Annotated in this window: 10 protein-coding genes; 8 read left to right on the top strand and 2 right to left on the bottom strand. The window is 73.8% G+C overall.

The genetic code is table 11. The annotated features are described in order from the left end of the window. The first annotated feature begins 909 nt into the window (after positions 1-909). The 5 genes from ACIQUQ_RS14815 (at position 910) to ACIQUQ_RS14835 (ending at position 7228) form a co-directional block, all read left to right on the top strand. Entirely contained in the window at positions 910-2508 is a 1599-nt protein-coding gene (locus tag ACIQUQ_RS14815; RefSeq protein WP_403975403.1) for an acyl-CoA carboxylase subunit beta, read from the top strand. 8 nt (positions 2509-2516) lie between these two features. After that, the gene (locus ACIQUQ_RS14820; protein ID WP_403975406.1) at positions 2517-4511 is read left to right on the top strand and encodes a biotin carboxylase N-terminal domain-containing protein; all 1995 of its coding nucleotides are present in this window, start codon (positions 2517-2519) and stop codon (positions 4509-4511) included. Further along, entirely contained in the window at positions 4508-5692 is a 1185-nt protein-coding gene (locus ACIQUQ_RS14825; protein WP_403975409.1) for an acyl-CoA dehydrogenase family protein, read from the top strand. Before ACIQUQ_RS14820 ends, ACIQUQ_RS14825 begins: the two co-directional genes overlap by 4 nt. 115 nt (positions 5693-5807) lie before the next feature. After that, positions 5808-6620 (top strand): enoyl-CoA hydratase-related protein, encoded by an 813-nt coding sequence (locus tag ACIQUQ_RS14830; protein ID WP_403975411.1) that lies wholly within the window; start codon positions 5808-5810, stop codon positions 6618-6620. Next, positions 6608-7228, top strand: coding sequence for a TetR/AcrR family transcriptional regulator (locus ACIQUQ_RS14835; protein ID WP_399939359.1), 621 nt, complete (start codon positions 6608-6610; stop codon positions 7226-7228). The genes ACIQUQ_RS14830 and ACIQUQ_RS14835 overlap by 13 nt, the downstream gene beginning before the upstream one ends. A gap of 59 nt (positions 7229-7287) precedes the next feature. Here ACIQUQ_RS14835 and ACIQUQ_RS14840 read toward each other — a convergent pair whose 3' ends face one another. Beyond that, positions 7288-8394: a citrate synthase 2 gene (locus ACIQUQ_RS14840; RefSeq protein ID WP_399939362.1), complete on the bottom strand. Its 1107-nt coding sequence runs from the start codon at positions 8392-8394 to the stop codon at positions 7288-7290. Between the two features lie 402 nt (positions 8395-8796). Between ACIQUQ_RS14840 and pdxH the strand changes: the two genes are divergently transcribed. Both pdxH and ACIQUQ_RS14850 read left to right on the top strand, forming a co-directional pair. After that, positions 8797-9420 carry a pyridoxamine 5'-phosphate oxidase gene (pdxH, locus tag ACIQUQ_RS14845; protein WP_403975415.1) on the top strand — a complete coding sequence of 208 codons (624 nt, stop codon included), beginning with the start codon at positions 8797-8799 and terminating at the stop codon, positions 9418-9420. Between the two features lie 364 nt (positions 9421-9784). Continuing rightward, positions 9785-11056, top strand: a complete 1272-nt coding sequence (locus ACIQUQ_RS14850) for a PAS domain-containing protein (protein ID WP_403975417.1) — start codon at positions 9785-9787, stop codon at positions 11054-11056. A 51-nt stretch (positions 11057-11107) separates the two neighbouring features. On the opposite strand, the gene ACIQUQ_RS14855 is transcribed toward ACIQUQ_RS14850, so the two are convergent. Further along, positions 11108-11863 carry an SIS domain-containing protein gene (locus ACIQUQ_RS14855; protein WP_403975418.1) on the bottom strand — a complete coding sequence of 252 codons (756 nt, stop codon included), beginning with the start codon at positions 11861-11863 and terminating at the stop codon, positions 11108-11110. Positions 11864-12050: 187 nt separating this feature from the next. Between ACIQUQ_RS14855 and ACIQUQ_RS14860 the strand changes: the two genes are divergently transcribed. Then, complete coding sequence (locus tag ACIQUQ_RS14860; RefSeq protein ID WP_399939369.1) at positions 12051-12743, top strand: iron dependent repressor, metal binding and dimerization domain protein; 693 nt, start codon at positions 12051-12053, stop codon at positions 12741-12743. Positions 12744-12886: the final 143 nt, after the last annotated feature.

Here is a 12886-nt window from a genome sequence, read left to right on the forward strand (position 1 = left end):
GCTCGGTGACCGAAGACGCCCCAGGTGCGGCGCCGTTGCCGCTGCGCGGAGCCGTTTCCCCACCCCGCCCCTTCCCGAACCGGGGCTCCGCCCCGGACCCCGCGCCTCAAACGCCGGCGAGGCTGGAAGTGCCCCTGGGGGTAGATCAAGCCCCTCCGGCGTTTGAGGAGCTGGGGGTCCCCCCAGCGGTAGCTGGGGGAGGGTACGGGGGCGGAGCCCCCGAAGGGTCCGGGGCGGAGCCCCGGGGAACGGAGGAAGGGCGGGTAGGGGACAGCCCCGCAGGGCTCAGCCCCGCACCCGCCCCCGACAGGCGCCCGGAAGCACCGGCCGCCGGCACGGCCCCGCACCCGGAAGCACCGGCCCCCGGCAAGGGCAACGGCACGGGCAACGGCACGGGAACCGGCGCCGAAACCGTCCGCATCCCCCTGGGCCGCATCGCCGGCGCCCGCAGCGGAGACAAGGGCGGCGACGCCAACCTCGGCCTCTGGACGGAAACGGAAGCCGCATACGACTGGCTCCGCGCCACCCTCACCGTCCCCCGCCTCAAGGAGCTCCTCCCGGAGACCGCCCCCCTCCAGGTCACCCGGCACGAACTCCCCAACCTCCGCGCCCTGAACTTCGTCATCACCGGCCTCCTCGGCGACGGCGCAGCCGCCCAGCACCGCTTCGACCCGCAGGCGAAGGCCCTCGGCGAATGGCTCCGCGCCCGGCACGTCGACGTACCGGCCCACCTCGCCCCGCAGCACCCGGCCCCGCAGCACCGGGCCCCGCAGCACCCGGCCCCGTAGGGACCCGGCCCCGCACCCCCCAACCCGGCAGGGCCCCCGCAGCACCCCGCGCCGCAGGAACCGCCAGACCCCGCCCCCGCCCCGTGAAACCCGACGGCACACCACCCCCGGAGGCCACGCAGTGACCCGGCTCCGAACCGCCCTGGACCCCCGCGACCCCGCCCACGCGGACAACCGCACCGCGATGCTCGCCAGACTCGCCGACCTCGACGAGGAGCACGCCAAGGCGCTGGCCGGCGGCGGCCCGAAGTACACCGAGCGCCACCGCAAGCGCGGCAAGCTCCTCGCCCGCGAGCGCATCGAGCTGCTCCTGGACCCGGACACGCCCTTCCTCGAACTGTCCCCCCTCGCGGCCTGGGGCAGCGACTACCCCGTCGGCGCCTCCATGGTCACCGGCATCGGCGTCGTCGAGGGCACCGAATGCCTCATCACCGCCAACGACCCCACCGTCCGCGGCGGCGCCAGCAACCCCTGGACCCTCAAGAAGGCGCTCCGCGCCAACGAGATCGCCCTCCAGAACCGGCTGCCCTGCATCAGCCTCGTCGAGTCCGGCGGCGCCGACCTCCCCTCCCAGAAGGAGATCTTCATCCCCGGTGGGGCGATCTTCCGGGACCTCACCCGGCTCTCCGCCGCCGGCATCCCCACCGTCGCCGTGGTCTTCGGCAACTCCACCGCCGGCGGCGCCTACATCCCCGGCATGTCCGACCACACCGTGATGATCAAGGACCGCTCCAAGGTGTTCCTCGGCGGCCCGCCGCTCGTGAAGATGGCCACGGGAGAGGAGAGCGACGACGAGTCACTCGGCGGAGCCGACATGCACGCCCGCACCTCCGGCCTCGCCGACTACTACGCCCTCGACGAGCACGACGCGCTCCGCCAGGCCCGCCGCATCGTCGCCCGGCTCAACCACCGCAAGGCGCACCCCGACCCGGGCCCAGCCGAGCCGCCGAAGTACGACCCCGAGGAACTCCTCGGCATCGTCCCGGCCGACCTCAAGACCCCCTTCGACCCGCGCGAGGTCATCGCCCGCATCGTCGACGGCTCCGACTTCGACGAGTTCAAGCCCCTCTACGGCACCAGCCTCACCACCGGCTGGGCCGAACTCCACGGCTACCCCCTCGGCATCCTCGCCAACGCCCACGGCGTGCTGTTCAGCCAGGAGTCGCAGAAGGCCGCGCAGTTCATCCAGCTCGCCAACCAGCGCGACATCCCCCTCCTCTTCCTCCACAACACCACCGGCTACATGGTCGGCAAGGAGTACGAGCAGGGCGGCATCATCAAGCACGGCGCCATGATGATCAACGCGGTCTCCAACTCCCGCGTCCCGCACCTCTCCGTCCTCATGGGCGCCTCCTACGGCGCCGGCCACTACGGCATGTGCGGCCGCGCCTTCGACCCCCGCTTCCTCTTCGCCTGGCCCAGCGCCAAGTCCGCGGTGATGGGCCCCCAGCAGCTGGCCGGCGTGCTCTCGATCGTGGCCCGCGCCTCCGCCGCCGCCAAGGGGCAGCCCTACGACGACGAGGCCGACGCCGGGCTGCGCGCCCTCGTCGAGCAGCAGATCGAGGCCGAGTCCCTGCCGTTCTTCCTGTCCGGGCGGATCTACGACGACGGCGTCATCGACCCGCGCGACACCCGCACCGTCCTCGGCCTGTGCCTGTCCGCCCTCCACAACGCCCCCGTCGAGGGCGCCCGCGGCGGCTTCGGCGTCTTCCGGATGTGAGCCCGCAGATGACCACGACACCAGACACCACCGCCCCCGCGACCGCCCCCGCGACCTCCGTCACCACCCCCCTCACCTCCCTCCTCGTCGCCAACCGCGGCGAGATCGCCGTCCGCGTCTTCCGCACGGCCCGCGCCCTCGGGCTCGCCACCGTCGCCGTGTACGCCGACCCCGACGCCGGCTCCCTGCACGTCCGGGAGGCCGACGCGGCCGTCCGGCTGCCCGGCGCAGCGCCCGCCGACACGTACCTGCGCGGCGACCTGGTCATCAAGGCCGCCCTGGCGGCGGGCGCCGACGCCGTCCATCCCGGGTACGGGTTCCTCTCCGAGAACGCCGACTTCGCCCGCGCCGTCCAGGACGCCGGCCTGCGCTGGATCGGCCCGCCGCCCGCGGCCATCGAGGCCATGGCCTCCAAGACCCGCGCCAAGGAGCTGATGCGGGCCGCCGGCGTCCCCCTCCTGGAACCGGTCGACCCGGCCGCCGCCACCGCCGCGGACCTGCCCCTCCTCCTCAAGGCCGCCGCGGGCGGCGGCGGCCGCGGCATGCGGGTGGTACGCGACCTCGACGCCCTGAAGGAGGAACTCGCCGCCGCCTCCGCCGAGGCCACCGCCGCCTTCGGTGACGGCGAGGTCTTCGCCGAGCCCTACGTCGAACGCGGCCGGCACGTCGAGGTCCAGGTGCTCGCCGACGCCCACGGCACGGTCTGGGCCCTCGGCACCCGGGACTGCTCCCTCCAGCGCCGCCACCAGAAGGTCGTCGAGGAGGCCCCGGCCCCCGGCCTCCCGGCGGGCCTGCGCACCGCGCTCCACGAGGCGGCGGTCGCCGCCGCCCGTGCCGTCTCGTACCAGGGCGCCGGCACCGTCGAGTTCCTCGTCACCGCCGACGGCCGCCCCTACTTCCTGGAGATGAACACCCGCCTCCAGGTGGAGCACCCCGTCACCGAGGCCGTCCACGGCATCGACCTCGTCGCCCTCCAGCTCCGTGTCGCCGAGGGCCACGCGCTGCCCCTGACCCCGCCCGGGCCCTCCGGCCACGCCGTCGAGGCCCGCCTCTACGCCGAGGACCCGGCCCGCGGCTGGCGCCCGCAGACCGGCACGCTGGAGACCCTGGACGTGCCCGACGGGGTCCGGGTCGACGCCGGCTACGCGGCGGGCGACCCGGTTGGCATCCACTACGACCCGATGCTGGCCAAGGTCATCGCCCACGCCCCCACCCGGGACGAGGCCGTACGGGTCCTCGCCGGCGCCCTGGAGCGTGCCCGCATCCACGGCCTGACCACCAACCGGGACCTCCTCGTCCGGTCCCTGCGCCACCCGGAGTTCCGGGCCGCCCGGCTGGACACCGGCTTCTACGACCGCCACCTCGCCGCCCTCACCGGGGGCACCCCCGACGCCGCGCTCCCGGCCCTGGCGGCAGCCCTGGCCCAGGCCCTGCCCGCCCCCGGCGCGGGGGTCGCCGCCCGGCTCGGCGGCTGGCGGAACGTACCCTCCGCGCCCCAGCTCCGCCGCTACCGCGCCGAGCCCTCCGGCACCGAACACGAGATCCGCTACCGGCACACCCGTACCGGCCCGGAGCCCGCCGAGGGGTACGAAGGCGTCCGGGTCGTCGCGGTCACCCCGGACCTGGTCACCCTCGAAGTCGAGGGCGTCCAGCGGATGTTCCACGTGAAACACAATTCGAACACCGGGGTCGTGTACGTCGATTCGGCGCTCGGCTCGCACACCCTCACCGCCCTGCCCCGCTTCGCCGACCCCGAGGACCGCACCGACCCCGGATCCCTGCTCGCCCCCATGCCCGGCACCGTCGTCCGCGTCGCCGAGGGCCTGGCCCCCGGCACCCCCGTCACCGCCGGGCAGCCGCTGCTCTGGCTGGAGGCCATGAAGATGGAGCACCGCATCGTCGCTCCCGCCTCCGGCACGCTCACCGCACTCCACGCCGCCCCCGGCCATCAGGTCGAGGTGGGCGCCCTACTCGCCGTAGTCCTGGAGGAAACGCAGTCATGAGCACCGCCCCCGGAACCCCGACCGGCACCGTCCTCGAAACCGAAGAGCACAAGGCGCTGCGCGCCGCCGTCGCCGCCCTCGGCCGGCGCTACGGCCGCGAGTACCTCGCCAGGGTGGCCGCCGAGGGCGGCCACCCCGACGAGCTGTGGGCCGAGGCCGCCAAGCTCGGCTACCTCGGCGTGAACCTCCCCGAGGAGTACGGCGGCGGGGGCGGCGGCATCGCCGAACTCTCCATCGTCCTGGAGGAGCTGGGCGCCGCCGGCTGTCCCCTGCTGATGATGGTGGTGTCGCCGGCCATCTGCGGCACGGTCATCGCCCGCTTCGGCACCGAGGAGCAGAAGCGCGCCTGGCTGCCCGGGCTGGCCGACGGCAGCCGCACCATGGCCTTCGGCATCACCGAACCCGATGCCGGGTCCAACTCGCACCGCATCACGACCACGGCCCGCCGGGACGGCACCGACTGGGTCCTCACCGGGCGCAAGGTCTTCATCTCCGGGGTCGACATCGCGGATGCCACGCTGATCGTCGGCCGTACCGAGGACGCCCGCACCGGCCGGCTCAAGCCCTGTCTGTTCATCGTCCCCCGGGACACCCCCGGCTTCGGCCGCTCGGCGATCGACATGGAACTGCACGCCGCGGAGAAGCAGTTCGAGCTGGTCCTGGACGAGGTGCGGCTGCCCGCGGACTCCCTCGTCGGCGAGGAGGACGCCGGCCTCCTCCAGCTCTTCGCCGGGCTCAACCCCGAACGCATCATGACGGCGGCCTTCGCCATCGGCATGGGCCGCCACGCGCTCGCCAAGGCCGTCGACTACGCGAAGACCCGGCAGGTCTGGAAGCAGCCGATCGGCGCGCACCAGGCCCTCGCCCACCCCCTCGCCCAGGCCCACATCGACCTGGAGCTGGCCCGGCTGATGATGCAGAAGGCCGCCCACCTCTACGACGAGGGCGACGACATGGGCGCCGGTGAGGCCGCCAACATGGCCAAGTACGCGGCGGCCGAGGCCTGCGTGAAGGCCGTGGACCAGTCCGTGCACACCCTGGGCGGCAACGGCCTGACCCGCGAGTACGGGCTGGCCTCGCTCATCACCGCCTCCCGGGTGGCCAGGATCGCCCCGGTCAGCCGCGAGATGATCCTGAACTTCGTCGCGCACCAGACCCTGGGCCTCCCGAAGTCCTACTGAGCCGCACCCCCGCGGGCCTCCCGGACCCCCGCCCGCCCGGGCCCGGGTCCGGGGGCCCGCGTACGCTCCCCGGCAGGATCCCGTCGCCACCCGCACATCTCCGGAGGACACCGGCATGGACCCCCTGGTCAGCGCCGCGCAAGCGAGCGGCGTCACGACGCTCACGCTCGACTCACCGGCCAACCGCAACGCGCTCTCCGCGGCCCTCGTCGGGGAACTCCGCGCCGCGCTCGCCGCCGCCGGCAAGGACCCGGCGGTCCGGGCGGTCGTCCTCACCCACACCGGGAACACCTTCTGCGCGGGCGCCGACCTCAAGTCGCCTTGCGACCCCGAGGACTTCGTGGCGCTGATGAGGGAGGTCGTGGAGCTGCCCAAGCCCGTCGTCGCCCGGGTCACCGGGCACGTCAGGGCCGGCGGTCTCGGCCTGCTCGGCTCCTGCGACATCGCCGTGGCGGGCCCGGGAGCCACGTTCGCCTTCACCGAGACCCACCTGGGGCTCGCCCCGGCCGTCATCTCGGTCCCGCTGCTGTGCCGCCTGGACCCGCGGGCCGCAGCACGCTACTTCCTCACCGCCGAGCCCTTCGGCCCCGCAGAGGCGGCCCGCATCGGCCTGCTGACCCTGTCCGCCGACGCCGACGAGGCCGCCGACGAGGCCGCCGACGCACCCGCCACCGACTCGGGTGAGATCCCCGCCAGCCCCGCCAACCCCGTCGACCTGGCCCTCGCCCCCGTCCTCGACGGCCTGCGCAAGGCCTCCCCGCAGGGCCTGGCCGAGACGAAGAAGCTGGTCACCGCCGGGGTACGGGCCGCCTTCGACCGGGACGCCGCCCGGCTGACCGCCCTGTCGGCCGCGCTCTTCGCCTCCGACGAGGCCCGCGAGGGCATCACCGCCCGCTTCGAGCGCCGGAGCCCGTCATGGGTGTCGTGACCGCCCCGGTCCCCGACCGCACCCCCAAGCAGGACCGCAGCCGCGCCACCCGTCGCCGCCTCCTGGAGGCCGCCGTGGCCTGCCTGGCCGAACACGGCTGGGCCGGCTCCACCGTAGCCGTCGTCGCCGAGCGCGCCGGCGTCTCCCGGGGCGCGGCCCAGCACCACTTCCCCACCCGCGAGGACCTCTTCACCGCCGCCGTCGAGTACGTCGCCGAGGAGCGCTCCGCCGCCCTGCGCGGCCTCTTCGCCGACGGGCCGGCCGCCCGGCCCGCGGTGGTCGGGGCCTTGGTCGACCTCTACACCGGCACGCTCTTCCGGGCCGCGCTCCAGCTCTGGGTCGCCGCCTCCAACGAGGAGCAGCTGCGCCCCCGGGTCACCGAGCTGGAGGCCAGGGTGGGTCGCGAGACCCACCGGATAGCCGTCGAGCTGCTGGGCGCCGACGAGGCGGTACCGGGTGTCCGGGAGACCGTCCAGGGCCTGCTCGACATGGCCCGCGGCCTGGGCCTGGCCAACGTCCTCACCGACGACGCCGCCCGGCGGGCCCGGGTCGTCGCCCAGTGGTCCGCGCTGGTCGACCTGGCCCTCGTACCCGCCCCCCGCCCCTGAACGCGACGGCGCGCCGCACCCCGGAAGGGATGCGGCGCGCCGTACGGGACGGAGACCGGTCAGGCGGTCGAGGCGATGTCCCCGAAGCCCTCGATCTGGCGCGGGTCGCGCGGGCCCGGGCCGATGTACCGCGCCGACGGCCGGACCAGGCGGCCGGTCCGCTTCTGCTCCAGGATGTGCGCGGACCAGCCGGCGGTGCGCGCGCACGTGAACATCGACGTGAACATGTGCGCCGGGACCTCCGCGAAGTCCAGCATGATCGCGGCCCAGAACTCCACGTTCGTGGCCAGCACGCGGTCGGGGCGGCGGGCGTGCAGCTCCTCCAGCGCGGCCTTCTCCAGGGCGGCGGCCACCTCGTAGCGCGGCGCGTCCAGCTCCTTGGCCGTACGCCGCAGCACGCGGGCGCGCGGGTCCTCGGCGCGGTAGACGCGGTGGCCGAAGCCCATCAGGCGCTCGCCCTTGTCCAGGGCCTTCTTCACGTACGCCACGGCGTCGCCGGTGCGCTCGATCTCCTCGATCATGCCCAGCACGCGCGAGGGCGCGCCGCCGTGCAGCGGACCGGACATGGCGCCCACGGCGCCGGACAGGGCCGCGGCGACGTCGGCGCCGGTGGAGGCGATCACACGGGCGGTGAACGTCGAGGCGTTCATGCCGTGCTCGGCGGCCGAGGTCCAGTAGGCGTCGACGGCCTTGACGTGCTTCGGGTCCGGCTCGCCGCGCCAGCGGATCATGAACCGCTCGACGACGGAGTCGGCCTTGTCGATCTCCCGCTGCGGGACCATCGGCAGGCCCTGGCCGCGGGCCGACTGGGCGACGTACGACAGGGCCATCACGGCGGCCCGGGCGAGGTCGTCCCGCGCGGTCTGCTCGTCGATGTCCAGCAGCGGTTTCAGGCCCCACACGGGGGCGAGCATGGCGAGCGCGGACTGGACGTCCACGCGGATGTCACCGGAGTGCACCGGGATCGGGAAGGGCTCGGCGGCGGGCAGACCGGGGTTGAAGGCACCGTCGACCAGCAGGCCCCACACGTTCCCGAAGGAGACGTGGCCCACCAGGTCTTCGATGTCGACACCGCGGTAGCGCAGCGAGCCGCCTTCCTTGTCGGGCTCGGCGATCTCCGTCTCGAACGCGACGACCCCTTCGAGTCCGGGTACGAAGTCGGACATCAGGCGGCTCCTCAAGGTAGTGCGGCGAACGGCTGTGACCAGAACGGCTGCCTACGGGCCGGCTGTGCGGTCCGGCTGTGAACAGGCGTAAGGATCTGGCGGGTGCGTACACCTTTGTACGCTTCCGCACGCTGCGCGGTGCGGGTGGTCAACCCCGTCATGCCCCGTGCGGCCGATGCCGAACACCGGGACGGGATTCCGGGGAGGAGGCCCGCCGCGGGAATCGGCCGCAGGAGGCGGCCCAGCCTCAAGATTTTGTACGTTGGGCCAGGCGCGCGGAAGCGTGACGTGTGGCACACCGGCCGCGGGCGCCCGCGGGGCGTGGGCGGACCCCGGGCGGGGTAGGGGGCGTCACTGGGGCAGGATGGCGGTGTGCCGAACCAGGACCTTGATCCCGCTGTCATGCGCAAGCAGTACCGCTCCGAGATCGTCTTCGAGGCCGATCTCGCCGCGGACCCGATGGAGCAGTTCGCCCGCTGGTTCCAGCAGGCCGCCGACGCGCACGTCTTTGAACCGAACGCGATGGTCGTCTCGACCGCCACGGCGGACGGCAGGCCCAGCTCGCGCACGGTGCTGCTCAAGCAGTTCGACTCCAGGGGCTTCGTCTTCTACACGAACTACGGCTCCCGCAAGGGCCGGGAGCTGGCGGAGAACCCGCACGTGGCGCTGCTCTTCCCCTGGCACCCCATCGCCCGGCAGGTCGTGGTGACCGGCACCGCGGCCCGGGTCGGCCGCGACGAGACGGCCGCCTACTTCCGCTCCCGGCCGCACGGCTCCCAGCTGGGCGCGTGGGCGAGCGAGCAGTCCACCGTGATCGCGTCGAGGGCGGACCTGGACGCGCGCTACGCGGAGCTGACCGCGCGCTACCCGGAGGGCGAGCAGGTCCCCGTACCGACGGAGTGGGGCGGCTTCCGCGTCGTACCGGAGGCGGTGGAGTTCTGGCAGGGCCACGAGAACCGCCTCCACGACCGCCTCCGCTACGTACGGGAGGACGAGGGGTGGCGGGTGGAGCGGCTCCAGCCGTAGTGCCTGGAAAAGCAGGCGACCCGCGGGCTCGGGTTTCTCTTCTGCAGTAAGAGAAGCCGGCCGGACGTGCCGGCGAGCCCGCGGGTCGGGTGACTGCTTGGGATTGGCCGACGCCACGACGCCGGCGAGCACACTGGGTGCGTGCGACGACGGGCGCTAGCCCGCAGTCACCTCACGCGTCCGGTTGCCATACATTTCCGGAACCACCTCCCTTCTCGTGTGCCCCACACGCTAGGAGCCCCTCGGAACCGGCGCAACCGATTAATAGACCCGGCTCTTTTCCGAGAACCCCGTGTGGGCTGCGTCACGTTGGAGTTGAATGATCTGACGTGCCGCACACGCGAACACCTGCAGGGGGTGCCAGGTGAGTGCTTCCGGACGTAGTGAGACCGCCGACGATCTGCTCGCCGCGCTACTGGACGGCATGGACGCCGCACTGTGCGCGTTCGACGCCGACGGCGTGATCACCCACTGGAACCGCGAGGCAGAGCGGATCCTGGGGTGGACGGCCGCGGAGGCGGTCGGACGGCGGGGCTTCGCCGGGTGGGCCGCCAGAGCGGCGGACGCGGAGGACGTGCAGCGCCGGCTGATGTCGGCGATGGACGCGCCGGGCCGCCAGGTGCACGAGTTCGCCCTGGTCACCAAGGACGGCGGCCGGGTCCTCGTACGCACCCAGTCGGCCCGCGTGCCCGGCGCGGACGGCAAGCCGGCCGGGGTCTACTGCGCCTTCAGCGAGGTGCACACCCAGATCGACCTGGAGCGTTCCATCGCGCTGAGCGAGGCGCTGCTGGACGACGCCTCGTGGGGCGTGGTCCTGGTCGACGTGGACCTGCGGCCCGCGGTGGTCAACGCGCACGCGGCCCGCGCCTTCGGGGCCGGGCGGACGGTGCTGCTCGGCCGGCCGCTGGGGGAGCTGCTGACCCAGGGCGTGGAGGAGCTGGAGGGCGCCATCCAGCACGTGCTGGCCGAGGGCGCGCCGCCCCCGCCGGCGGAGCTGTGGGTGTCCGTGAAGTCGCCCGAGGGCGTGCGCCGCCGCTGCTGGCGCTCCGGGTTCCTGCGGCTGGCCTCGCCGCTGGGGGAGGAGCCGGTGCCGCTGGGCGTGGCCTGGCTGTTCCAGGACATCACCGAGGCCCGCCAGACCGAGCTGGACACCGCGCAGCTGCGGTTCCGGGCCAACCAGCTGCACCGGGCGGCCCGCGCCGCCGCCGAGTGCGAGGACCCGGCCGAGGCCGTGGCGGTGCGGCTGGACTTCTCGCTGGCCGGGTTCGCCGACCACGCGCTGGTGGACCTGGCGGTGGGGGACCGGCTGGTGCGCTCGGCCACCTCGCCGCCCGGCCTGACCTCCACCGGCGGCCTGCCGGCGAGGTACGAGGCGGGGCACCCGGCGTTCCAGGCGCTGGACCGGGTCGGCTCGGTACGGGTCAGCGCCCCGGCGCGGCTGCCGTCCGGCTGGCCCGACGGCGTCGCCCACGGCCTGTGCACGGTCCTCCGCAGCCGCGGCCGGACCCTGGGCGTGCTGACCTTCCTGCGCGCCCCCTCACGCCCGGCCTTCGAGCGCCCGGACGCGGTCTACGCGGAGGAGATCGCCGCCAGGGTGGCCGCAGACCTCTCCCTGGCGGGCGTCACGGCGGACTAGAGGGGGTTCGGCGGATCACGGCCGGGGCCGGCCCGCCGGACCCCCGGCCGCTCAGTGGCGGTAGAAGATGCGGTCGCCGTACTCCGTCATCACGCGGCCGTTCCATTCGTGGCCGCCGTCGACGTTGCCGGAGCGCAGCAGCGGCGGCTCGATCCCCCGCTCGGCCAGCGAGCCCGCCGCGGCGGCCATCACCGACTGCATGATCGCGCTGGTGACGACCGTGGACGCGGGTGCGAAGGGCGCGTCGATGCCGTCCAGGGTCAGCTCCGCGTCGCCCACCGCGATCTTGCTGTCCAGGACGATGTCGCAGTGGTCCTTGAGGAAGCCGCCGGACACGTGCCGGGACTTGGTCTCGGTCGCGTAGGCCACGGACGTCACGCCGATGACCTTGAGGCCCAGGGCACGCGCGTTCATCGCCATCTCGACGGGCAGTGCGTTGCGCCCGGAGAGTGAGATGATCACCAGTACGTCGCCCGCGGCGGCCGGGCTGGAGTCGAGCACCGCGCTCGCCAGGCCGTCCACCCGCTCCAGGGCGCTGCCGAGCGTGGCGGGCATGACGTCGACGCCGGCGGTGCCGGGCACGGCGAGGAAGTTCATCAGGGCGAGGCCGCCGGCCCGGTAGACGACGTCCTGCGCGGGCAGCGAGGAGTGTCCGGCGCCGAAGGCGAAGAGGCGGTTGCCCGAGGCCACGGCGTCCGCGATCAGTTCTCCGGCGGCGGCGATGTGCGCGGACTCCTCGTCGCGGACCCGCTGTAGGAGACCGATCGCGGCGTCGAAGAACTGACCGGCCAGCTTGCTCTCGCTCATCGCCGAGGGCCCTTCCAGAAGTCGGGGTGCGTCCGTGTCCGCGGATCACCGTGCGGTCTGGACCAGTGGCCTGTCAATAGCCGGTCAGCCGTGTCGGTGGGAGGCCGCGCGCTCAGGCACGGGACGGTTGTCGGCGTGATGCGTCAGAATTGGGGACAGGGCCAGCGCACGATATTGAGGGGCACGGATGTCCGGACTGATCGATACCACGGAGATGTATCTCCGCACCATTCTCGAGCTGGAAGAGGAAGGTGTGGTCCCCATGCGCGCCCGCATCGCCGAACGGCTTGACCAGAGCGGTCCCACGGTCAGCCAGACGGTCGCGCGCATGGAGCGTGACGGCCTGGTGGCCGTCGCCAGCGACCGGCACCTGGAGCTGACCGAGGAGGGCCGCCGCCTGGCGACCCGCGTCATGCGCAAGCACCGGCTCGCCGAGTGCCTGCTGGTCGACGTGATCGGCCTGGAGTGGGAGCAGGTGCACGCCGAGGCCTGCCGCTGGGAGCACGTGATGAGCGAGGCGGTGGAGCGGCGCGTGCTGGAGCTGCTGCGTCACCCGACCGAGTCGCCGTACGGCAACCCCATCCCCGGGCTGGAGGAGCTGGGCGAGAAGGCCGAGGCGGATCCCTTCCTCGACGAGGGCATGGTCAGCCTGGGCGAGCTGCAGCCGGGCCCGGACGGCAAGACGGTGGTCGTCCGCCGGATCGGCGAGCCGATCCAGACCGACGCCCAGCTGATGTACACGCTGCGGCGTGCGGGCGTGCAGCCCGGTGCCGTGGTGAGCGTGACCGAGTCGCCGGGCGGTGTGCTGGTCGGCAGTGGCGGCGAGGCCGCCGAGCTGGACGACGACACCGCGTCGCACGTCTTCGTCGCCAAGCGGTAGCCCGCGGCGGCATCCACAGGTCCCGGGTGCGGAACCCGTGCCGTGTCCTGCCCGCACCTCGGTGCGCGCCGGGCCGCCCCAGGACCACCGGGCGTACGCCTCTCCACGGGCCCATCCGGCCCACTCCCCGGGCTCATCCGGCC

The organism is Streptomyces sp. NPDC101118, from assembly GCF_044759445.1.
GTDB lineage: Bacteria > Actinomycetota > Actinomycetes > Streptomycetales > Streptomycetaceae > Streptomyces.

Coding starts and splice junctions, on each gene's coding strand:
- ACIQUQ_RS14820 (WP_403975406.1), top strand. CDS start 2,517: ATGACCACGACACCAGACACCACCGCCCCCGCGACCGCCCCCGCGACC.
- ACIQUQ_RS14825 (WP_403975409.1), top strand. CDS start 4,508: ATGAGCACCGCCCCCGGAACCCCGACCGGCACCGTCCTCGAAACCGAA.
- ACIQUQ_RS14830 (WP_403975411.1), top strand. CDS start 5,808: ATGGACCCCCTGGTCAGCGCCGCGCAAGCGAGCGGCGTCACGACGCTC.
- ACIQUQ_RS14835 (WP_399939359.1), top strand. CDS start 6,608: ATGGGTGTCGTGACCGCCCCGGTCCCCGACCGCACCCCCAAGCAGGAC.
- ACIQUQ_RS14840 (WP_399939362.1), bottom strand. CDS start 8,394: ATGTCCGACTTCGTACCCGGACTCGAAGGGGTCGTCGCGTTCGAGACG.
- pdxH (WP_403975415.1), top strand. CDS start 8,797: ATGCGCAAGCAGTACCGCTCCGAGATCGTCTTCGAGGCCGATCTCGCC.
- ACIQUQ_RS14855 (WP_403975418.1), bottom strand. CDS start 11,863: ATGAGCGAGAGCAAGCTGGCCGGTCAGTTCTTCGACGCCGCGATCGGT.
- ACIQUQ_RS14860 (WP_399939369.1), top strand. CDS start 12,051: ATGTCCGGACTGATCGATACCACGGAGATGTATCTCCGCACCATTCTC.